23 protein-coding genes are annotated in these 21,383 nt (G+C 58.7%); 8 read left to right on the plus strand and 15 right to left on the minus strand.

All coding sequences use genetic code 11. The annotated features are described in order from the left end of the window. Positions 1 to 359: 359 nt before the first annotated feature. Positions 360 to 725, plus strand: coding sequence for a hypothetical protein (locus tag H7848_RS13300; protein WP_208352343.1), 366 nt, complete (start codon positions 360 to 362; stop codon positions 723 to 725). Positions 726 to 822: 97 nt separating this feature from the next. On the opposite strand, the gene H7848_RS13305 is transcribed toward H7848_RS13300, so the two are convergent. From H7848_RS13305 to argH, 9 genes are all read right to left on the minus strand, one after another. Further along, the gene (locus tag H7848_RS13305; protein ID WP_208352344.1) at positions 823 to 1,506 is read right to left on the minus strand and encodes a DUF4123 domain-containing protein; all 684 of its coding nucleotides are present in this window, start codon (positions 1,504 to 1,506) and stop codon (positions 823 to 825) included. 541 nt (positions 1,507 to 2,047) lie between these two features. Continuing rightward, a complete protein-coding gene (locus H7848_RS13310; RefSeq protein ID WP_208352345.1) occupies positions 2,048 to 3,328 on the minus strand; it encodes a surface lipoprotein assembly modifier in 1,281 nt (426 codons plus the stop codon). Positions 3,329 to 3,361: 33 nt separating this feature from the next. Further along, on the minus strand, positions 3,362 to 3,997 hold the full coding sequence (locus H7848_RS13315; protein WP_208352346.1) for a hypothetical protein: 636 nt from the start codon (positions 3,995 to 3,997) through the stop codon (positions 3,362 to 3,364). 127 nt (positions 3,998 to 4,124) lie between these two features. After that, positions 4,125 to 6,710 (minus strand): TIGR02302 family protein, encoded by a 2,586-nt coding sequence (locus H7848_RS13320; RefSeq protein WP_208352347.1) that lies wholly within the window; start codon positions 6,708 to 6,710, stop codon positions 4,125 to 4,127. Between the two features lie 49 nt (positions 6,711 to 6,759). After that, positions 6,760 to 8,025 carry a diaminopimelate decarboxylase gene (lysA, locus tag H7848_RS13325; protein ID WP_208352350.1) on the minus strand — a complete coding sequence of 422 codons (1,266 nt, stop codon included), beginning with the start codon at positions 8,023 to 8,025 and terminating at the stop codon, positions 6,760 to 6,762. Further along, a complete protein-coding gene (locus H7848_RS13330; RefSeq protein ID WP_208352352.1) occupies positions 8,025 to 8,342 on the minus strand; it encodes a DUF2834 domain-containing protein in 318 nt (105 codons plus the stop codon). The genes lysA and H7848_RS13330 overlap by 1 nt, the downstream gene beginning before the upstream one ends. Further along, positions 8,342 to 8,464: an argininosuccinate lyase gene (locus tag H7848_RS13335; RefSeq protein ID WP_208352354.1), complete on the minus strand. Its 123-nt coding sequence runs from the start codon at positions 8,462 to 8,464 to the stop codon at positions 8,342 to 8,344. The genes H7848_RS13330 and H7848_RS13335 overlap by 1 nt, the downstream gene beginning before the upstream one ends. Continuing rightward, on the minus strand, positions 8,461 to 8,658 hold the full coding sequence (locus H7848_RS13340) for a hypothetical protein (protein ID WP_208352355.1): 198 nt from the start codon (positions 8,656 to 8,658) through the stop codon (positions 8,461 to 8,463). Before H7848_RS13340 ends, H7848_RS13335 begins: the two co-directional genes overlap by 4 nt. Beyond that, entirely contained in the window at positions 8,655 to 10,043 is a 1,389-nt protein-coding gene (gene argH / locus H7848_RS13345) for an argininosuccinate lyase (RefSeq protein WP_208352357.1), read from the minus strand. Before argH ends, H7848_RS13340 begins: the two co-directional genes overlap by 4 nt. A gap of 21 nt (positions 10,044 to 10,064) precedes the next feature. On the opposite strand from argH, the gene H7848_RS13350 reads away from it, so the two are divergent. Continuing rightward, positions 10,065 to 10,622, plus strand: a complete 558-nt coding sequence (locus H7848_RS13350; RefSeq protein ID WP_208352359.1) for a TlpA disulfide reductase family protein — start codon at positions 10,065 to 10,067, stop codon at positions 10,620 to 10,622. A gap of 15 nt (positions 10,623 to 10,637) precedes the next feature. Here H7848_RS13350 and H7848_RS13355 read toward each other — a convergent pair whose 3' ends face one another. Further along, positions 10,638 to 11,216 carry a DNA-3-methyladenine glycosylase I gene (locus H7848_RS13355; RefSeq protein WP_208352362.1) on the minus strand — a complete coding sequence of 193 codons (579 nt, stop codon included), beginning with the start codon at positions 11,214 to 11,216 and terminating at the stop codon, positions 10,638 to 10,640. Between the two features lie 96 nt (positions 11,217 to 11,312). On the opposite strand from H7848_RS13355, the gene H7848_RS13360 reads away from it, so the two are divergent. The 5 genes from H7848_RS13360 (at position 11,313) to yddG (ending at position 16,382) form a co-directional block, all read left to right on the plus strand. Next, a complete protein-coding gene (locus H7848_RS13360; protein WP_208352458.1) occupies positions 11,313 to 12,146 on the plus strand; it encodes an EAL domain-containing protein in 834 nt (277 codons plus the stop codon). 132 nt (positions 12,147 to 12,278) lie between these two features. Beyond that, complete coding sequence (locus H7848_RS13365; RefSeq protein ID WP_208352365.1) at positions 12,279 to 13,451, plus strand: acetyl-CoA C-acetyltransferase; 1,173 nt, start codon at positions 12,279 to 12,281, stop codon at positions 13,449 to 13,451. 70 nt (positions 13,452 to 13,521) lie between these two features. After that, positions 13,522 to 14,247, plus strand: a complete 726-nt coding sequence (gene phbB / locus H7848_RS13370) for an acetoacetyl-CoA reductase (RefSeq protein WP_208352368.1) — start codon at positions 13,522 to 13,524, stop codon at positions 14,245 to 14,247. Positions 14,248 to 14,583: 336 nt separating this feature from the next. Further along, positions 14,584 to 15,528: a transcriptional regulator GcvA gene (locus H7848_RS13375; protein ID WP_208352370.1), complete on the plus strand. Its 945-nt coding sequence runs from the start codon at positions 14,584 to 14,586 to the stop codon at positions 15,526 to 15,528. Further along, positions 15,525 to 16,382 (plus strand): aromatic amino acid exporter YddG, encoded by an 858-nt coding sequence (yddG, locus tag H7848_RS13380; RefSeq protein WP_208352371.1) that lies wholly within the window; start codon positions 15,525 to 15,527, stop codon positions 16,380 to 16,382. The genes H7848_RS13375 and yddG overlap by 4 nt, the downstream gene beginning before the upstream one ends. A 5-nt stretch (positions 16,383 to 16,387) precedes the next feature. On the opposite strand, the gene H7848_RS13385 is transcribed toward yddG, so the two are convergent. The 3 genes from H7848_RS13385 to H7848_RS13395 all read right to left on the minus strand — a co-directional run bounded on the left by H7848_RS13385 (position 16,388) and on the right by H7848_RS13395 (position 17,638). Beyond that, complete coding sequence (locus H7848_RS13385) at positions 16,388 to 16,555, minus strand: YdcH family protein (protein ID WP_208352372.1); 168 nt, start codon at positions 16,553 to 16,555, stop codon at positions 16,388 to 16,390. A gap of 124 nt (positions 16,556 to 16,679) precedes the next feature. After that, positions 16,680 to 17,426, minus strand: coding sequence for a tRNA1(Val) (adenine(37)-N6)-methyltransferase (locus tag H7848_RS13390; RefSeq protein WP_208352373.1), 747 nt, complete (start codon positions 17,424 to 17,426; stop codon positions 16,680 to 16,682). Beyond that, positions 17,423 to 17,638 (minus strand): putative signal transducing protein, encoded by a 216-nt coding sequence (locus tag H7848_RS13395; protein ID WP_208352374.1) that lies wholly within the window; start codon positions 17,636 to 17,638, stop codon positions 17,423 to 17,425. The genes H7848_RS13390 and H7848_RS13395 overlap by 4 nt, the downstream gene beginning before the upstream one ends. A gap of 56 nt (positions 17,639 to 17,694) precedes the next feature. Between H7848_RS13395 and H7848_RS13400 the strand changes: the two genes are divergently transcribed. Beyond that, positions 17,695 to 18,696 carry a polyprenyl synthetase family protein gene (locus H7848_RS13400; protein ID WP_208352375.1) on the plus strand — a complete coding sequence of 334 codons (1,002 nt, stop codon included), beginning with the start codon at positions 17,695 to 17,697 and terminating at the stop codon, positions 18,694 to 18,696. On the opposite strand, the gene H7848_RS13405 is transcribed toward H7848_RS13400, so the two are convergent. Further along, complete coding sequence (locus H7848_RS13405; RefSeq protein WP_208352378.1) at positions 18,693 to 19,619, minus strand: 4-(cytidine 5'-diphospho)-2-C-methyl-D-erythritol kinase; 927 nt, start codon at positions 19,617 to 19,619, stop codon at positions 18,693 to 18,695. The two genes, H7848_RS13400 and H7848_RS13405, sit on opposite strands and share 4 nt — an antisense overlap. 20 nt (positions 19,620 to 19,639) lie before the next feature. Then, complete coding sequence (locus H7848_RS13410) at positions 19,640 to 21,340, minus strand: tetratricopeptide repeat protein (protein ID WP_336512099.1); 1,701 nt, start codon at positions 21,338 to 21,340, stop codon at positions 19,640 to 19,642. Between the last annotated feature and the right edge of the window lie 43 nt (positions 21,341 to 21,383).

Below are 21,383 nucleotides of genomic sequence, written 5' to 3' on the forward strand. Positions count from 1 at the left end.
TTGATGTTCGGGAAGTCTGTGCTGTTTTCGAGGTAGCGTTTCACCTCGGCCTGACTTTCAAAGCGGCCAGAGGCGTAGCCTTTCATGACTTCTTGGATGATGGAGGCTGCAGGTTCATCACGCACCAATAGGCGGCAAAGCGTCTACAAATCTAGGGGCACCTCAAGACGTCTTCCCCAGAGCACCGCCATAGGGCATCGCATGAGATAACGGCGGCGCTCTTTCGCCTCTGTCCCAAACCGCGATGCCCAGAAGGTGAGTGGCCCGATGCACCAGGCGCGCCGCTTGGGGGATCTTGCCCTAAAGCAGGAAGGTCTTATCTGCAGCACATTTTGAAACGCAGATCATAGGTATATCATATGAACAATCAAAAATTTTGGGACGCATTCAGTACTTTTGCAGACAGTACGTGGGCATTTGCCGATGATGCCTGGAAAGCCTTAAGGTGGATTATCGCGTCAGTAACTGTTCTATTGATCTATGACCAATCCCAATCTATGGGCGCTTTGGTTCTGGGCTTATCTCTTGGCCTGTTCTCGATTATCTCTATTGGGGCGAAGATCATTAAGTTTTCGTTCAGCGGTGTTACAGAAAAAAGCCTCGCCAGGGGTCCCTTGGTCAGCATCGCGATTGCTACCATCTTGTTTCTTGTGTCAGTCTCGTTCGCAACAATGGTTTGGATCATTGTGGCTGCCCTTTATATACAAGTCATCGCAGCAGCATAGTCTCACCTCATCACATGCCTACATCTTGGCCACAACAGGCGTGTCTTGCCATTGATATCTCTTATGGCGCATTGCCGACTGATCTTGTCGTGCATCCTCAGGCTCGTTTCTCTCCAGAATAACGTTGGCCGTATCGTCTTTCAGGCGGTCTGTCGTGCCACAGGCTGCCCCTTGGAGCACCACTGACAACCAACGCTTGCTCCAACAAGGGTTGACAAAAGATTACCTGGTCAAGTCGTGTTGTCCCAATTCCGCAAAACAATCCTTGATAACGGCGCTGATCATTGGCGGGCAATGCATTCAAAAAGTAGGGCAGGACGCTATCTTCCCAAAACCGAAAATACAGCCAACTGCCATTGCTGCGTTCAACTTTGAGAAATTTACGGAAATGCTTTCGGATATCCTTTAGTGCGGCAGAGGACAGCACAAACATGGCACAGCCCTTGTCCCAGTGGCACCATGAATCTTTGCCTTCCGGATCGCTAGAAAATAACGCGCGACTGAAGGTTGTAGTACGATCCAACTCAACGAGCCATGGGCAGACATTTGCCAATTCCTCGGCGGATTTACCGTCGAAAAGACACGTATGAGGCAACCCGCTTGCCTGTAGCAGTTCAGGCAAGTTCACCGTTTTGGCGGCGTCCACAACGGCGTATAGCCTGCGCGTCTCACCGCTATCTGTATCGGTCAACCTGTCCAAAATCCATGACGGCAGCGCTTCTTCGTCGGAGAAGGGATGATCAAAAAGTTCCGGCTGGTCGATGGTTTCAAATACGAACATGGCCCAAACGTATAAAATTCATTTTTATCGTAGAAACGTAACCAGCAAGATGCAATAGCGGGGTTGACTGTATTTGCGGCCTTCAAACCCTTTTTATAAGCAGGTCATAAGCAAACGGGTTATTGATATTCAGCTCTGGAAACGATTTGGGTTTGCTCTTGTGAAGCTGAGCGATATATGAGGCAGCCATCTCATCCGCAGAGTGGAAATTCATGCGCCCCAAAGCGATTGCCCATTTAAGGTACTGCAGGCAGCCCAAGAACTACCACTTTGACAATCTCCGATTTCCCGGAACAGGCATTCAAGTACTGCTATCGAAAGGCGGAAATGTCCGCAAAGTGTTGTACGATAAATCTTTAAAACCAATACTTTGATCCTGAGGGCAGCGACCGGTTCGAGGGTGGGCGAGAAGCGCCCTCCCGTCGTACTGTAAGCACGCATTTGGCGTGACGGGGCGCAGGTTGGGCGCTGGCTGGTGGTGCCAACCGGGCGGGAGTGTTTGAACAGCGCTTCAGGTTTTCAGAATGATGCTCGGACCCGATCAAAACGTCCGTCTTAGCGTCAGTTCGCATTCGGTGACGGTGTAGTCGAAAAACTCGATGTTTGATGTGCTGTCGGTGTAGGCGCAGCGGAGGTGGGGGGTGAAGGTGCGCCAGTTCAGGCGGCGGTTGGAGAGGGTGATGTCGACGCGGTAGTAGTCATCGGCGCGGGCGCGGGTGGTCAGGGGATAGTCGCCCGCATAATCGCGTTCGCCGATTTCAAGGCCCAGTCCGATTTCTGTCTGATTGTCCCACGTTCTGGTCGCGCGCCCGAAAAAGGCTCGTCCGACGTAGGCCTGCGCATCGCTGCGGGCGCTGTATTGGCTAAGCCGTGTGCCTGCGGCCAGCGTCAGGTTGGGCTGCAGGTCGTATGACAGGCCGATGCCGGTCGACAGAAAGCCGCCGTCAAGTGTGTCGGTTGTCAGATAGCTGCGGTATTCCTGCAGGGCGGACAGCGACAGGACGGTTTTCGGGCCAATTTGGCGGTTCAGGCCGAAGCTGAGGCCGGTGGCGATGTTATCATCGTCGTCTTCGGTTTCCGTGTTGCGTTGATAGGCGCTTAGGGCCCAGCCATATGTGCGCTCGCGCCGCTCAAAAGTCAGCGCGGCGACCCGCGTGGTGCTGTCGAAGATGTCATCGGGATAGCGCCGTGCGGTCAGCCCGGCGTCAAAGATCAGCCGGTCCCGCTCGGACAGCCTGTGTCGATAGAAGCCGTTGAGGCCGAAAAGGACACCGGTGCCGGATGTGGCTTCGCCGTCGATCTGAAGCGTTGGCAGGGTGGGCACATCGGGGTCGAAGGTTTCGTTCGTGGTGGCCCGGTTGATGTTGGTCGAGGGCAGCAGGGCAAAGCTTACCCCCACGCCAAAGGGCCGTTCGTTTTCAATCACACGCAGGAAGGTGCGATAGCCCGCCTGCATGGTTTCATTCTGATCGATGCGCAGAAGCAGCCGAAACTGACGTGCCGAGGCCCCGTATTGCCGATCCAGCAGCAGGGTATGGGCCAGTTCACGGCGGGCGTTGAGGTAGTCAGGGTCGCGGGCCAGGATATCCTGAAAGGTGGCGATGGCCTGATCGTAACGGCCGTTGGCCTTGTGGATGCGACCCTGAAAGAACTGCCGGTCGGTGGGCGTTGGGTTTGTGGTATTCAGCAGCGCCTCGGCCTCGGCCAAGCGGTTCTGGGCGATCAGTGTGACCAGTTGCTGATCCAGGCTTTGGGCGCGGCTGGGGCCGGCGCTGGCCGCCGTAACCAGTAGGGCCGTTATGCAGATAAATATCAGTCGCATCGGTGGTTGTGACAGGTGGGCGTTGCCGCGGGCTTATCTGTCGCGATTGGCTAGGATGCCGCCGACAATGGCGGTGCGGCCGTTGTCGCCTGAAAACGCTGTGACAACGCGGTCTGCGCCGATAGAGCCAGCCATGTTCGCAGTGACGCCCGAGTGTGTCACGGTGCCGCCGACGGTCTGGCCGTCTATCGTGCCATCGACCTGCAGGTCACCGGACGTGCTTGTCAGCGTTTGACGAGTGAAATCGGCATTCAGGGTGATACGGCCCTCTTCATTGCGTATTCTAATGGGGTCGCTGCGGCTGCCGGTTTCAGACGCGATTGTCATCTGATATTCGCCGTCGTAGGTGGCGCTGGCTTCGGTGGGGGCGCTGCCGACAGTCGTGGTCGGTAAGACGCCCGCAACGGCAACAATGTCATCTGTTCCTGAAACCCGGCCCACCTGATAGGCAAATCCGTTTCCGTTGTTGTTTACGCGGCCGCTGCGAAATTCGGCGTAGTCGTTGCGGTCGTCGGGATATTCGCCTTCGGCGCTGGGGGTTTGCAGGCGGCTGTTGAAATCAAGGTTGGCGCTGGGTGAGTCGCTGCTGTCATTGCTGATGCTGATGTTGCAGGCGGACAGGGCAGAGAAGCTGAGAACAACCAGGGCCGCACGGAAATAGAGGTTCATTGTGAACTCCTGAATAAATTTCGATGTCGCCCTTTGCCCCTCTATGACGTGTCATGGGGGTGAGTGCAAGGTACCGGGGTGTGGCATAGGCAAGAGGTCCCGGATCAGGTCCGGGACCCGCGGGGCTTTAGAACCGGTCCAGCAGGCGGCGCAGGTACTCAAGCTCGGTCTCTGACCGGTTTGGGTCGCCCGAGCGGCGGCGGATTTCGTCCAGCAGTTCCTCGGCGCGGCGATAAATGTCTTCGCCTTGCAGCAGTTCCTGATCGGTGCCTTGGGCCCCCCGACGGTCATCGCCCAGATTGCGCCCCAGGGGATCGCGGCTAAGGGGGCGGGCCTGGCCCATACGATCACCAGATTGGCCGTTTTGTTGTTGGTTTTGCTGGTTCTGCGCCAGCGCTTCACCCAGATTGCGCATGCCTTCGCGTAGGGCTTCCATCGCGTCGGCCTGATTGTCCAGCGCGCCTGGCAGGTCGTTGTTGCGCAGGGCATCTTCGGCTTGATCCATGGCGCGACCGGCGCGGTCCAGGGCTTCGCGCGCAGCGTCACCTTCGGGCGTGCCGGCACCGGGCAGGTTTTGCTGCTGGCGTTCCAATTCGCGGCGCAGGTCGCCCTGACGCTGGGCCAGGCTGTTTTCGCCCGATTGCGTGCCGCCCTGACCCTGTTGCGGTTGGCCGGGTTGTTGACCCTGACCCTGGCCCTGTTGCTGACCGTTGTCGTGCTGTTCGCCACGGCCCTGATCGCCGCTGCGGCCCTGATTTTGCTGACTTTGCCCCGATTGCGCGTTCGGATTGGACTGTTCCTGAAAATCGCGGAAGGCTTCGTCACTCAGGCCCTGCTGTTCGCGCAGGCTTTCGGCCAGACCTTCCATCGCCGGGTTGCCCTGACCCTGACCGGGCTGCATCTGGGCGGTGCGCATGTTTTCCATCATCTGGTTCAACTGATCCAGCAATTCCTGCGCTTCGGCCATGCGGCCCTGTTCCATCAGTTCCTGAATCTGGTCCATCATCTGTTGCAGCTGGTCCTGCGTGATGGTGATGGTGTTTTCGTCCTGCGCCATTTGCTGGTCGCCGTTTTCCTGACCCTGTTGGGCCAGTTGACGCATGTAGTCGCGGGTGGCGTCGCGCAGTTCCTGCATCAGCTGGGCAATCTCTTCGTCGCTGGCGCCGTTCTCGATCGCCTCGGACAGGCGTTCCTGCGCCTGACGCAGGCGTTCGGCGGCGTCCGAGATATCGCCCTCTTCCAACAGCACGGCCAGATCCCAAAGGGCCTGGGCGATTTCGTCCTGTTGTTCGGTGGTCAGACCGAATTCCGTCATGTTTTCAAGCCGCCGTAGGGTGACGCGCAAGCGCAGATAGGCGGTTTCCGACCGGAAAATATCGTCAGGCAGATGCGACACCGCCCGCAAGACCTGGGTCACGCGGGGGGCATTTTCCTTGGTCCACAGCAGATCGCGGCGTTGTTCGATGATCGCAGCCGCCATCGGATCAAAGAAGCGACGGCCGGGCAGGACGATCTGCGCCGGTTCGGACTGCCCCGTCTGGCCCTGTTCATCCTGCACGGTCATCGTCAGCGTGACGGGCAGGTTGGCGAAGGGGTGTAGTGAAAAATCCTCGATCAGGGTTTCTTCGAAGTTGCTGCGGTCGCCTGAAATGGTGATCGGCAGATCGACGACAATGGCCTCACGTGGTTCGGGATCGGTGGTCAGGCCGTGGCGGCGGTCGACCGATGGCAGATCAAGCACGATGCGCGCCGTACCGGACAGCACGCCATAGTCATCCTGCGCCGCGAAAGGCTGGTTCATTTCGCCGCTGGCCATGCGCTCGACCGGGCCGTTTACGCGGACCGTCGGTGCCGTGTCATCCAGGACAGAGATATTCCACGCCACGCCACCCGGTCCTTCGATCGCGATGGTGCCGCTTTGCGTGACCTCAAAATCATGGACCATTGCGGGCGGTGTTTCGGGGTCGGCCGCGGGCGCAGGTTGGCCCGAGACGGTTTCATTGACCGCAAGTGCGCCGACCTCGCCATAAAGGCGGATGGTGATGCGGCTGCCTTCGGGCACTTGCAGGGGGCCGGGTTCGATGTCGTTCAGGTAAAGGCTGGGTTTGGCGGTGTAGAAGGGCGGTTCGACCCAGCCTTCCCATGTGGGACCGACGGCCAGCGGTTCATTGGCGGTGGTCATGCCGCTGACGGTGCTGACGCGATAGATCGATCCAAAGAGCAGCGCCGTGACAAAGGCGATCAGGGCGACATAGCGCAGGGCAAAGGGGTCGCGGTCCGAGATCTGCAGGTTCGGATCAACGGGTTTGGCGGCGCGGGCGCGGTCGGCCATGCGGGCCACGTGGATGCGCCAGACTTCCTCGGACTGCGTGTCACCGGCGCCGATGGCTTGCGTATCGGCCAGTGCGGTGATCGGGCGGCCGGGCAGGGTGGCATCGATCCGTTGCAGCGCCTCGGCCAGATCGGGCCAGTGCATCAACCTGATCCCGCGCACCAGCGTCCAAAGACTTCCGCCTACAAAACCGACGATGCCGCCCCAGACCACTTCGACCGGCAGGGTGTCGTGCAGCCCCATCATCACAGCAGCCAGACCCGCAAACAGGATCGTCCAGAAGGGCCAAAAGGCCCGTGTGATCCGTTCGGCGGCCATGCCGATGCGAGTGATTTTCGCGGCACGCAGGGTGGATTTGGGCAGTTGGACGCTGTCTGACATCATCTCTCCGGGTTATATCTTTCCGGGTGGGCCATGTCACGGGATAGCGTCACAGCCATGGGGGTATGGTATCGCGTTTTATGATATCGTCAAAGGTCGGACGTGCGCGGATAACCGCGAATTGATCATCCTGCACCAAAACTTCCGGGATCAGGGGGCGGGTATTGTATTCGCTGGACATTACAGCGCCATAGGCCCCGGCGGACCGGAAGGCGACCAGATCACCGGCCGCAACGGGCGGCATCATGCGGCCCTTGGCAAAGGTATCGCCCGATTCGCAGACAGGACCCACGATGTCGAAAGGCTGCTGATCAACGCCTGGCTCAGCTTCGATCACGGGGATGATATCGTGATAGGCGCCATACATCGCTGGGCGCGTCAGATCGTTCATCGCGCCGTCCAGGATCAGGAAATCCCGATCCTCGCCCGATTTCAGATAGATCACTTTGCTGACCATGATCCCGGCGTTGCCTGAAATCAGGCGGCCCGGTTCAATCTCGATTTCACAACCCAGGTGTCCCACGGTCCGCTTGATCAGCGCGCCGTATTCTGTGGGCAGGGGCGGGGCCTGATTTGAGCGGGTGTAGGGGATGCCCAGCCCGCCGCCCAGATCAAGGCGGGTGATCGTGTGGCCGTCGGCGCGCAGCTGTTCGGTCAGCTCGGCGACCTTCTGATAGGCCAGCTCAAAGGGTTCCAGTTCGGTCAGTTGTGATCCGATGTGCACGTCGATGCCGATGACCTGCAGGCCGGGCAGCGACGCGGCCAGGGCATAAACTTCACGCGCACGGGAAATCGGGATGCCGAATTTATCACCCTTCTTGCCGGTTGAGATCTTTTCATGCGTTTTGGCGTCGACATCGGGGTTGATGCGCACGGTGATGGGGGCGGTCAGGCCAAGGCTGGTCGCGACTTCGCTAAGCGCGTGCATCTCGGGCTCGGATTCAACGTTGAACTGTCTGATGCCATCCGTCAGCGCCATGCGCATTTCGTCCCGCGTTTTACCCACGCCGGAAAAGACGATGCGGTCGCCCGGAACACCGGCGGCGCGCGCACGGGCGTATTCACCGCCCGACACCACATCCATGCCTGCACCTGCATCGGCCAGCAGTTTCAGGATCGCCTGATTGCTGGCGGATTTCATGGCAAAGCAGACAAGGTGGTCGGTGCCCTCAAGCGCGTCATCAAACAAGCGGTAGTGGCGCAGCAGCGTTGCGCTGGAATAGCAGTAAAACGGTGTGCCGACCTGGGCTGCGATGGCCGCAATGGGCACATCTTCGGCATAAAGTTCGCCGTCGCGGTACAGGAAATGATCCATCAGTCCACGGGCCGCGAGCGCAGGAATAGGTACAGCGGCAGGCCGCAGCTGACCCCGATGCAGAAGGTCGCCGGGATCGCCACCAGCGCGATCCAGTTTTTGCGGACCGAGACCTCTGCCACGATAAAGACCGTCAGGGCGATGGCGGCGATGACCAGATCCCAGTAAAGGCCGGTGGTCGCCGCGTTAACCTTCCACGCGTCGACCATGGCCGACAGGCTGACGCCATTGGCGGCAAACCAGCTGATAAAGTGGAACATCGGGTGGATCGCACCCCAGATGGCCAGGGCCAGAAACAACATGCGTAAAGGTGACATTATTTGACGATTCCGATTTCTGCAGTGCCAGAGATTGTGATGCCGGGTTCAGGCGTTTCGCGGTCTTGCGAGGGGCCACAGGCGGCCAGTAGCAAGATCAAGGGTAGGGCGAGCAACCTCATAGTCTGATCCCAATGCCGGCGCCGCCGGTGCCGACGCGAACGGAAACCGGTCCGCTGTCCACACCCACTGCAGCCCCGCCACGCACTGTGTCGTCATTGGTGCTGACACCCGCATCAAAGGACGGGCGGATGGGTTCGCCGTCAACGCCACAAGCGGCCAGGGCCAGAAGCGCTAGAATTGCCAGTTTTTTCATCCCAGTATTCCTTTCCACCGCGCGATCTGTTCGCGCACGCGCAAGGGCGCCGTGCCGCCATAGCTGGTGCGGGATGCGACCGAGTTGTGTACACCTAATACGTCGAAAACCTCGGCGCGGATGTCGGGATGTACGTTTTGCATTTCTTCCAGGGTCAAATCCGGCAGGTCCACACCGCGCGTTTCGGCCCGCGCCACCAGCGCACCGGTGATATGGTGTGCATCCCGAAACGGCAGGCCCAGTTCGCGCACCAGCCAGTCGGCCAGATCGGTCGCGGTGGAAAACCCGCTGCTGGCGGCGGCCTCAAGACTGGCGCGGTTGGCCTGCATATCCTTAACCATCCCCTCCATTGCGGCCAGGGCCAGCATCAGGTTGTCTGCGGCATCAAAGGTCTGTTCCTTATCTTCCTGCATGTCCTTGGAATAGGTCAGCGGCAGCCCCTTCATCACCGTCATCAGCGCGACATTGGCCCCGAAGATACGCCCGATCTTGGCGCGGATCAGTTCGGCCGCGTCAGGGTTCTTCTTCTGCGGCATGATCGAACTGCCGGTTGAAAAGCGATCCGACAAAGTGACGAAGCGGAACTGGGCTGACGACCAGATCACCAGCTCTTCGGCCAGTCGTGACAGATGCATGGCGCAGATGCTGGCGGCGCTCAGGAATTCCAGCGCGAAATCCCGGTCACTGACACCATCCAGCGAATTGGCGGCGGGGCGGTCAAAGCCAAGCGCCTGCGCGGTCATATCGCGGTCAATCGGAAAGGACGTGCCTGCAAGGGCCGCCGCCCCCAAGGGGCTTTCGTTCATACGCGCGCGGGCATCGCGGAACCGCGAAAGATCACGGGCAAACATCTCGACATAGGCCAGCATGTGGTGGCCCCAGGTCACAGGTTGCGCTGTTTGCAGATGTGTGAACCCCGGCATCACCCAATCGGCCCCGCTTTCCGCCTGCGCCACAAGCGCCTTGCAAAGTGCCACCAGCGCTGCGTCCACCTCATCAATCTGATCCCTAACCCACAGCCGGAAATCGGTCGCCACCTGGTCATTCCGGCTGCGGCCTGTGTGCAAACGCCCTGCGGGTTCACCAATGATCTCTTTCAGCCGCGCCTCGATATTCATGTGAATATCTTCCAGCGCTTTCGAAAATTCGAATTTACCTGTTTCAATCTCTGACAAGACCGTGAGAAGCCCTTCCCGGATCGCGTCTGCATCACTATCACTGATGATGCCACAGGCCGCCAGCATGGCGGCATGGGCCCTTGAGCCGTCGATATCCTGGCGCGCCAACCGCTTGTCGAAATCGATCGAGGCATTAATTGCCTCCATGATCGCGTCCGGCCCGGCGGCAAAGCGTCCGCCCCACATCTGGTTCGAGGTATCAGTCATCGTCAGCCCTTCGGAGGGAAAATGAAATTTATCACGTCAGCGCTTGTCTATACGGCCCTTTTGTTCAGTGCAAACAGTGCATTTGCCGATGCTGAATTGGAAGCCCTGCGCGAAGGGACGATGAAAAAGCTGATGTTTCATTCGACCCCGGCTGATGTTTCGACGACGGCCTTCGTGACCGAGGATGGTGGCGAAAAGACTTTGGCTGATTATCAGGGCAAATATGTCGTGCTGAATTTCTGGGCCACGTGGTGCGCGCCGTGTCGCAAGGAAATGCCGATGCTGTCTGAGTTGCAGACCGAATTCGGGGGTGAGAACTTTGCGGTGGTCACGCTGGCCACGGGGCGGAATTCACCCACTGGGATCGATAAGTTCTTCGCCGAGATTGAGGTGGAAAACCTGCCAAAGTACCGTGACCCGAAACAGGCCGTCGCCCGCGACATGGCGGTGCTGGGCCTGCCGATCACGGTGATCCTGAACCCCGAGGGGCAAGAGATCGCGCGGATGCGCGGCGACGCCCATTGGAACAGCGACAGCGCCAAGGCGATTATTGCGACCCTGCTTAATCGTGGGTCTTAGGCGTGCCCGTGCCCATCAAGGGCGCTTGCCAAGCGCCTTAACCTCTTCGTATCGTGGGCAGGTGATCAGGTGATCATTCACCATGCCCACCGCCTGCATAAACGCATAGACAATCGTCGGGCCGCAGAACTTGAACCCTTCTTTCTTCAGGTCCTTTGAGATCTTTTGCGATAGCTCGGTTTGCGCGGGCACATCGGCCAAAGTGGCCCAACTATTCTGCAGGGGCACCCCGCCCATGTAATTCCACAAATAGGTGTCAAACCCCTCACGCGCCTCAATCTTCTGCCAGGCGCGGGCGTTGCCGATGGTGGCCTCAATCTTACCGCGGTGGCGGATGATGCCGCCGTTCTGCAGCAGCCGCTCAACCTCGGCCTCACCCCAATCGGCCACGATATTCGGGTCAAACCCCGCGAACGCCTGTCGGAAATTTTCGCGTTTTTTCAGGATTGTGATCCATGACAGCCCCGCCTGAAACCCATCCAGGATCAGCTTTTCCCACAGCGCGCGGCTATCCCATTCGGGCACGCCCCATTCGGTGTCGTGATAGTCAATGTAAATCTGTTCTGTCCCGACCCAGCCACAGCGTTCGCCCATGGAATTTCCTTTCGTTTAAATTCAATCCGTTTACGCCATGTTAGAACCTGCTGCGCAAGAGTGCGCCAAAGATAAGGCAGGAGCATTCCGATGATGATGGGCAGCAAAAAGCGGCAAAAGGACGATGACCAAAAGGTTAAAAGCCCGCTGGACATCGCGCTGGAACAACGCGATCAGTCAACACTGGACATGGTCCATGCCGCATTGCTGCACAAAGAAACGATGCTGGCCTATCAACCTGTTGTTCTGGCCAACAACCCCGGCAAGGTCGCATTTTATGAGGGGCTGACGCGGGTGCTTGATTCGACCGGGCGGATCATCCCGGCGGGCGAATTCATGTCGGTGGTCGAAACCCACGAAATGGGCCGAATTCTGGACTGTCTGGCGCTTGAGATGGGTTTGAACACCCTCAACTCGGTTCCCGATATACGACTTTCGATCAATATGTCGGCCCGTTCCATCGGGTATCGGCGCTTTATCCGTACGCTGGAAAACGGGCTGGCCGATAACCCGTCGGTGGCCGAACGGCTTATTCTGGAAATCACCGAAGACTCGGCCATGATGATGCCCGAAGTTGTGATCAGCTTCATGGATGACCTGCAGCAGATGGGCGTCTGTTTTGCGCTGGATGACTTTGGCGCGGGCTACACCGCCTTTCGTTACCTAAACGATTTTTTCTTTGATATCATAAAGATAGACGGTCAGTTCATTCGCAAGATTCACAATAACCCCGACAATCAGGTGCTGGTCAAAGCGCTGATTGCCATTGGCCGTCAGTTCGAGATGTTCACCGTGGCCGAAAGTGTCGAGGGGCCGAAAGATGCAGCCTTTTTGGCGCAGGCCGGGATCGATTGCATCCAGGGCTATCACGTCGGTGCCCCCACCACACGACCGCTTTGGCGACAGGAGCCTTCGCAAAAGAAGGCCTGATCTCAACCGCGATCAGCTATTGCCCTTGGGCGATCAACCGCTTACCCATGCGTCAAGCGGCAAGAGTTTGGTGCGCTGGTTATTTTGTGACATGCTCTTTGTCCGCACGGGATGAGGATAAAGGAGTCACCCATGACCAATGTCGTGATCGCATCGGCTGCGCGGACCGCAGTGGGAAGTTTCGGCGGAAGTTTTGCAAACACACCGGCCCACGATCTGGGCGCCGCGGTTCTGGAAGCCGTCGTCGATCGCGCCGGGATCGACAAGTCTGAGGTGTCCGAGACGATTTTGGGTCAGGTTCTGACGGCTGCACAGGGTCAGAACCCCGCCCGTCAGGCCCATGTGAACGCAGGGTTGCCGATCGAATCTGCGGCCTGGGGGATCAACCAGGTCTGCGGATCAGGTCTGCGCGCGGTTGCCCTTGGGGCCCAGCACATCCAGTTGGGTGACGCCGATATCGTTATCGCGGGTGGTCAGGAAAACATGACGCTGTCCCCCCATGCGGCCCATCTGCGGGCCGGGCACAAGATGGGCGACGTGAAATACATCGACACGATGATCCGCGACGGCCTGTGGGATGCCTTCAACGGCTATCACATGGGGCAAACCGCTGAAAACGTTGCTGAAAAATGGCAGATCAGCCGCGATCAGCAGGATGAATTCGCCGTCACCTCGCAAAACAAAGCCGAAGCCGCCCAAAAAGCGGGGAAATTTGATGATGAGGTCATCCCCTTTACCGTGAAAACCCGCAAGGGCGACATCGTGGTCGACAAAGACGAATACATCCGCCACGGCGCAACCATGGAAGCCATGCAGAAACTGCGCCCGGCCTTTACCAAAGACGGGTCTGTCACGGCGGCCAATGCCTCGGGCCTGAATGACGGTGCGGCGGCCACATTGCTGATGACAGCGGATGAAGCTGAAAAGCGTGGCATCGAACCCCTTGCCCGCATCGTCAGCTATGCCACTGCCGGTCTTGACCCATCGATCATGGGGGTCGGCCCGATCCATGCGTCGCGCAAGGCGCTGGAAAAAGCCGGTTGGAAGGTCGACGATCTTGATCTGGTAGAAGCGAACGAAGCTTTTGCCGCGCAGGCCTGCGCCGTGAACAAAGACATGGGCTGGGATCCCGCGATTGTGAATGTCAACGGCGGCGCCATTGCTATCGGTCACCCCATCGGTGCGTCGGGCTGCCGTGTGCTGAACACGCTTTTGTTCGAAATGAAGCGCCGCGACGCGAAAAAGGGTCTGGCCACGCTGTGCATCGGCGGCGGTATGGGCGTTGCGCTGTGCGTTGAACGCTAACTGATCCAGATCATGGGCGATGCGGGAGGCATCGCCTATCACACAAAAATAACCAATACGGAGGAGACATATGGGACGTGTTGCACTTGTGACCGGCGGTTCACGCGGGATTGGCGAGGCGATTTCCAAGGCGCTAAAGGACGCAGGCTATACCGTCGCCGCGACCTATGCTGGCAACGATGAAAAGGCCGCCGCCTTTACCGAAGCGACTGGAATCAAAACATATAAATGGGACGTCGGCGATTACGAGGCCTGCGCGGCGGGTATCGCCAAGGCCGAAGAGGAAAACGGCCCCATCGACGTGCTGGTCAACAACGCAGGGATAACCCGCGACGCCATGTTCCACCGCATGACGCCCGATCAGTGGAAGCAGGTGATCGACACGAACCTGACCGGTGTCTTCAACATGACCCACCCGATCTGGCCGGGCATGCGCGACCGCAAGTTTGGCCGCGTGATCAACATCAGTTCGATCAATGGACAAAAGGGGCAGGCGGGTCAGGTCAATTATTCCGCAGCCAAGGCCGGTGATCTGGGCTTTACCAAGGCGCTGGCTCAGGAAGGTGCGCGGGCTGGTATTACAGTTAATGCCATCTGTCCCGGCTATATCGCGACCGAAATGGTCAAAGCGATCGACGAAAAGGTCTTGAACGAACGCATCATCCCCCAAATTCCTGTGGGCCGTCTGGGCGAGCCGGAAGAAATCGCGCGCTGTGTGGTTTTCTTAGCTTCTGATGATGCCGGGTTCATTACTGGATCGACAATCACTGCCAATGGTGCACAGTTTTTCGTTTAGAGCATGTCGCGCAAAAGTGGATACCGGTTTTGCGCATAAAAATATGCGACACCAAAGGAAGAAAAAGGGCCGGTGGATCAGACCGGCCCCTTTCGACTTCCTTTTGACTTGCAACGATCAGCGGGAAGTTTTTCCGAACAACCATGCCCAGGCGTCGGCAACGACTTGTCCGCGCAGGGTGTGGGCGGTTTGCAGGGCTTGGCGGGTGCGGGTATCTGTTGTGCTTTCGAACATCTCAGGATCCTCGGTTGAATTAACTGTTTCTAATATGTTGCTTTTGCACAATCCTGACAAACGAGACTTTTCAATCCTTCAGTTAAGTTATACTTAAGCGAAATGAATGACAGATTACCCCCCTTAACCGCCCTGCGCGCCTTTGATGCCGCCGCACGGCACATGTCGTTTTCCAAAGCCGCGGCTGAACTGAACATCACCCCCGCTGCACTAAGTTTTCAGATCAAATCGCTTGAGGAACATCTGGGCCAACCCGTCTTTCGACGCCTCAATCGCGCTGTTGAACTGACCGAGGCGGGCCGCACGCTGGCCCCCGGCACGGCCGATGGCTTTGCCGCCCTGACCGCCGCATGGCGCAATACGCGCAGGTTGCAGGACAACAGCACGCTGACCGTCACCGCGGGCCCGGCGTTTACCGCAAAATGGCTGGCCCCGCGCCTTTACGACTTTGCCCAGGCCAATCCTGACATCGAATTGCGCCTGTCCGCCAGCCTGCGGATTATGGATTTCACACGCGACGAAATCGATGTGGCGATCCGGTTTGGCTATGGCCCCGACGAAGGACTGTTTTCACAGCGTCTGGCCGATGAATGGATGACCCCGGTCATGACGCCTGATCTGGCCAAGCGGGTCAAGACGCCCGTGGATCTGGCGAATGTCACCTTGCTGCACGACGACAGTCTGCATTTTCTGAAACCCGCATGTGACTGGGCGGCCTGGTTCAAGGTCGAAGGGGTCGATGTCGACAGTAGCCATGGACCGCGTTTCAGCCAGGCAGACCATGCCATTGACGCGGCCCTGACCGGAACGGGCGTCGTGCTGGCGCGGATTTCACTGGCCCACAAAGAACTGCAAGAGGGCCGCCTGGTCGCGCCCTTTGAAACCGCACTGACGACCAAGGCGCATTTTCGGTTTCTGTGCCCGATGAGGGCCGAAAAACGACCCCAGATCAAAGCGTTTCTGGATTGGATCATGGCTGAGGCCAGCCAGGCCAGCAGTTTCGAACAGGGGCGTCGCTTTGTTTCGGCCGCGGAACCCGCCGAATGACAAAACGCAGCGCGACCGCAATCGGTTTTGTCGCGGTTTTGCTGTGGGCCTTGCTGGCGCTGTTCACCAAAGGGTCAGAACCGGTGCCGCCCCTGCAACTGAATGCGATCTGCTTTTCGATCGGCGGGGTCATCGGGCTGATCTGGCTGGCAGCCCGGCGGGAATTCGGTGCACTGCGGCACGTATCGTGGAAGGTCTATGCCTTTGGCACCGTGGGCCTGTTTGGTTATCACTTTCTGTATTTCAGCGCCCTGCGCATCGCACCCCCGGCCGAAGCGGGGCTGATCGCGTATCTCTGGCCCCTGCTGATTGTCCTGTTTTCCGGTCTGCTGCCCGGCGAACGGCTGCGCGCGGGTCACATCATCGGTGCCCTGATCGGCTTTGCCGGTGCTGCGCTGATCGTGCTGGGCGGCGCGCAGGGGTTTGACATCAGTGCGCTGCCAGGGTTTGGGCTGGCATTCCTGTGCGCGCTGACATGGTCGGGCTATTCAGTCCTGTCGCGCAAACTGGGCGATATTCCAACGGCCAGCGTCGCTGTGTTCTGCATTGCTACGGCGCTTTTGTCGATAGTCGCCCACCTTGCACTGGAAGATACCCGCTGGCCGGTCGATGCAACGGGCTGGGCCGCGACCGTCTTGCTGGGCCTCGGGCCGGTGGGGCTGGCGTTCTATGTCTGGGATATCGGTGTCAAACGCGGCGATATTCAGGTGCTGGGCACGCTGTCCTACGCCGCGCCGCTGTTATCGACACTGGTTCTGGTATTGGCTGGGTTTGCTGACGCCAGTCTGACACTGGGTTTGGCGGCCTTGCTGATCACCGCAGGCGCGGCGCTGGCAGCCCGGGCCAGCGCTTGACGTGCTCAGTTTGCGGTTAAACGCTCGATCTGCTCTTTCAGATATAATTTCTGTTTTTTCAAAGAGGCGATCTTTAACTGATCCACGCCCGGACTTCGTTGAGCTTGCTCAACCTCTGTTGAGAGGTGTTGGTGTTTCTTCCTGAGTTCCTCGATATGGGATTTCAGGGCCATCGGCAGTCTCCTCTCTCTGATTTTTGTCAACTTTGACAGTGCATCATAGATATCGGAATGTGTCACGCCGCAGCTGCACAATTATCAAAAAGATTTTATTCAATTGCGTGTGGCTCACGCAGCATTAACGGTCCATCAACAATGGCGCCGCATCACGCAGCAGTTTTTGAACCGGGACGCGGTAACTGTCGCCATCGCGTGCATGGCGGTCCCCTTCGTGCAGAATCAGGGGGGCCAGAAGCCGCGCTGCGCTTTTCGATCCCTTCTGTGCCTGCAGAATGACCAACCGTGCCGGGCGGCCCGCGCGCGCCGCGATCGGCAAAAGGGTCATCGCCCCAACACGATCGTCCATAGCCCACAACAGGTCTGGCAGCCGCTCAGCCCTTTGAATAAACGTCAGCCAGCCCTTGGGCTTCAGACGTTTTTTGGCGGTTTCGACCCAATCGACCAGCGGTGTATCCTGGACCCTGGCGATACTGCGGCCGGGGTCGGGGGCAGGGGTGCCGTCGGTGTAATAGGGCGGATTGGCGATGACGTGATCAAAGCTGATATTGCGCAGATCGGCGGGCATCTGCGTCAGATCACAGGTCTCAACCCGCATGTCGATGCCATTTTCAGCAGCATTTCGGCGGGTCAGATCGGCATAGTCGCCCTGCAGCTCAACCCCGGTCAGATGCACGCCCGGCACGCGGTGGGCCAGACATAGGCTGGCGGTCCCAACCCCGCAGCCTAGCTCCAGCACATGATCCCCCGCCTTTGCAGGCGCCGCCGCTGCCAGCAAAACCGGATCAATCCCCGCGCGATAGCCGGCTTTGGGTTGCCAGATCCGCACGGCCCCGCCCAGAAAATCATCGCAGGTCAGATCCGTCATTCCGACACGTCGATGTCATTGTCCCGCATGGCCACACTGGCGCGCCAGTGATCCTGGGTCCGCACCATCAGCCGGCGCGGCATTATGCCTATCGATCCTTCCAGAACGCTCATATTTACGTCCATTTCAAAGCAGTCTATACCCTCGCCTTCAAGAAGGGCTTTCGCGAATGCGATGATCGTTGGATCGTTGGTGCGAAGAAGTTCTTTCATAAGATCGACTTAAGGGCAGTTGGCCCACCTTGTCGAGGTCTGCTGACGGAGATGTAATGAGCCTGGACGAAGCCGCAGTAAAACCACACGAACAACTCAGCGCCGTGCTGCAGGCCGATATGGCGCAGGTCAACGACCTGATCCGCGACCGTATGGCATCTGAACATGCGCCGCGCATCCCCGAGGTGACAGCCCATCTGATCGAAGCCGGGGGTAAACGGTTGCGCCCCATGCTGACGCTGGCCAGTGCCAAGATGTGCGGCTATCCGGGGCCTTATCACGTGCATCTGGCCGCCGCCGTTGAGTTCATTCACACCGCAACCCTGCTGCACGACGATGTGGTGGACGAAAGTGGCCAGCGCCGCGGGCGACCCACGGCGAACCTGCTGTGGGACAATAAATCCAGCGTTCTGGTGGGCGATTATCTGTTCGCGCGGTCCTTTCAGCTGATGGTGGAAACCGACAATATCCGCGTGCTGAACATCCTGGCCAATGCTGCTGCAACGATTGCCGAAGGTGAAGTGCTGCAGCTGACCGCGGCGCAGAACCTGGCCACGGACGAGGCGCTGTATCTAAAGGTGATCCGCGGCAAGACGGCCGCACTTTTTTCCGCCGCGACCGAGGTCGGCGGCGTGATCTCTGGCCAGCCTGATGATCTGGTGCAGGGGTTGTTTGACTATGGTGACGCGCTGGGCATTGCGTTCCAGATCGTGGATGACTTGCTGGATTACGGCGGCCAGGCCACGGCGACCGGCAAGAACATCGGCGACGATTTCCGCGAACGCAAGCTGACGCTGCCTGTGATCAAGGCCGTGGCCAGGGCGGATGCAGATGAACGCGCGTTTTGGTCCCGCGTGATCGAGGCCGGCGATCAACGCGACGGTGATCTGGATCATGCGCTTGACCTGCTGGCCAAACACGATGCCATGGCTAAGACGCGCAGCGATGCGATTGCCTGGACGGACAAGGCAAAATCCGCGCTGGGGCCATTGCCCGATCACGACATCAAACAGATGCTGATCGATCTGGCCGACTATGTTGTGGCGCGGGTGAACTAAGCCTCAGCTGTCGTCTTGGGCATGGCATCAGCGTGCTGATCGCCTAGACTGCACAGCTTGACCCACCACGTTTTGTGCTGCTCGCCAATCGCTTTTGCGGCCTTTTTGGCCGCTGTCTTGTTGGGATAAAGCCCAAAGCATGTGGCGCCCGACCCCGACATGCGCGCAATCAGGCAGCTTTCGGTTGCGCGCAAGCTGGACAAAACCTGACCAATCACAGGGGCTGCACTACGCGCGGGCGGTTCAAGATCATTGCGATGTTCGCTCATCCAATCGGCCAGATCAGCGGGTTTTTTGAAATCAGGCAAGACATCCGGCATGGGCGGATTGTCTTTTTTCTCAAGCAGATAAAAGATTTTTGGCGTTGAAAGCGATACCCTGGGGTTCACCAAAACAGCCCAGACCCGGGGCAGTCCGGCGACCGGATCAACAATTTCGCCTATCCCCCGCGCCCGACAGGGGGACGAAAAAAGGCACATGGGAATGTCGGCGCCAAGCTGCATCAGTGCTGCAGCTTCGTCTTCCAAGGTCTCGCTTAGCACATCTGTCGGGGTGTCGCCGCCCCAGAACGCCATAAGACCGCGAAAGGCTGCTGCTGCATCCGCCGATCCGCCCCCGATACCCGAGGCGGACGGCAGGTTTTTGGTCAACGTGATATGCGCCCCAAGGTCGGGCGGAAAGATCTGCGCCGTGCGCGTCACCAGATTGTCACTGCCCGCCGACAGCCCGGCTGCTTCCGGGCCCGTAACAGTCAGCGATACACGCTGGGCCGGTTCAATCGTCAGGTCATCCCCGACCGAGCCAAAAACCACAAGGCTGTCGATCAGATGATAGCCATCATCCCGTTGCCCGGTGATATGCAGGGTCAGGTTGACCTTGGCAGGCGCAAAGACTGTGGCGGTTTTCACCGCTTTATCCAACATGGCCCGCCGTCAATACAGGATCAGTTCTGTTCGTTCGCCATTTGCAGCGGTTCTGCGCCTTCTTCGGCCAGAACGGCATCAAGGCCGATGGACAGTTTACGACGAATGCGTGTTGCATCCTCAGCCTCCGGGTCGAAAGACAGGGCACGGTGCCATTGGAATTCGGCCTCAGTATAACGACCCACGGCCCAGTAAACATCCCCCAGATGATCATTCACAATGGGGTCCGTCGGCATCAGTTCGGCCGCGCGTTCCATCTGCACGACCGCCTCGTCAAAACGGCCAAGATGGTAAAGCGCCCAGCCCAGACTGTCGATGATATACCCGCTGTCGGGGCGTGCCTTGGCGGCGGTTTGGATCATCTCAAGCGCTTCATCCAGCTTGATCTGCTTTTCGACCAGCGAATAGCCCAGATAGTTCAATACCTGCGGCTGATTGGGGTTCAATTCCAGCGCCTTGCGGAAATCGGCCTCGGCCTCATCCCACATATCCAGACGTTCGTGGCTGACACCGCGGGCATAGAACATGAACCAGTTCGACCGCGTTGGTTCCGTCGTCAAATCCATCGCCTGGCTATAGGCGGCAACGGCATCGCCAAAGCGGTCCATGCCGCGCAGGGTGTCGCCCAGGCTGACGTGAACCATTGGCACATCGCCGTGGCTTTTGGTCAGCTGTTTCAGGATTTCAATCGCTGTATCATCCCGCCCGGCGCGCTGCATCGCTTCGGCGCGGCCAAGTTCGGCTGAATAAAACGCCGGGTGTTCACGCGGAACACGGTCATAGGTTTCCGTGGCCAGTTTGAAAAGTTCCAGCTTTTCAAGCAGATCTGCCGACATCAGGATCGCGTCCACATGATCATCGCGCAGATGCTCGGCCGCACGGCTGTAAAGCAGTGTGTATTCTTCGGACGCATCGCCAGATAGGGCAGCAGCGACGGAATAAAACACCTCGGACAGGCCATCGCGGGCGGTGGCGGCATGGGTGAACTCAAGCGTCTGACCCGTGGCCAGAGTATCACGCATCGCGCGCAGGCCAGGGTCAAGGTTGGCGCCAAAAAGATCATCCAGCATGGCGATCGCATCATCGTTGCGGTCCAGATGGCTTAGCACCTGGGCGTGGGCCATGATGCCGCGGCGTGTCTTGTGCAGCGGCCCGGCCTGTTCACCGGAAAACAACAGCTCTGCTGCCTCAAAATCACCAACGGACGCCAACGCCAGCGATTTATGATACATTGCAAAGCTGCGCAGGCCCGCTGACCCACCAATTTTGTCAAAAAGTCCAATCGCCTCAGAGGTTTGGCCATTGCCCAAAGTCGCCCAGGCCGTGATCAGACCATCGACCAGCGGCCCGATCTTGCGGCCGTTTTCGATGCCCGTGATCAGATTGGCATATTCACCCTTGGTCGACAGATCGACCGTCAGCGCGATATGCGCGACCTGGCTTTGCGCATCCAGCGCTTCCATTTCCCGGGCAATCGTCGCAGCCTTGTCAAACTGACCAAGCCGGACAAAGGCGGTGATGGCATCGTCCATCAGTTCAGGATTAGACGGGTCCTGCAGCAGCGCCTGCACATAAAACCGGGCTGCACTTTCATAGTCTTTGTTCAGGCTTGCGTGCCGGGCCGACAGATAAGCGCCGGGCAAAGTATCCGCGACAACAGGAACACTGGGTAACAGGCCGATCGTGGCCATAGCAAAAATGCGGAAAGGACGTAGTGGCACCAGAAGCCTCCTTTGAACTGCTTGGATGTAGGCTAGTCAGCGA

The sequence above is a fragment of the Pseudaestuariivita rosea genome, assembly GCF_017592335.1.
GTDB classification, from domain to species: Bacteria; Pseudomonadota; Alphaproteobacteria; order Rhodobacterales; family Rhodobacteraceae; genus Parasulfitobacter; species Parasulfitobacter rosea.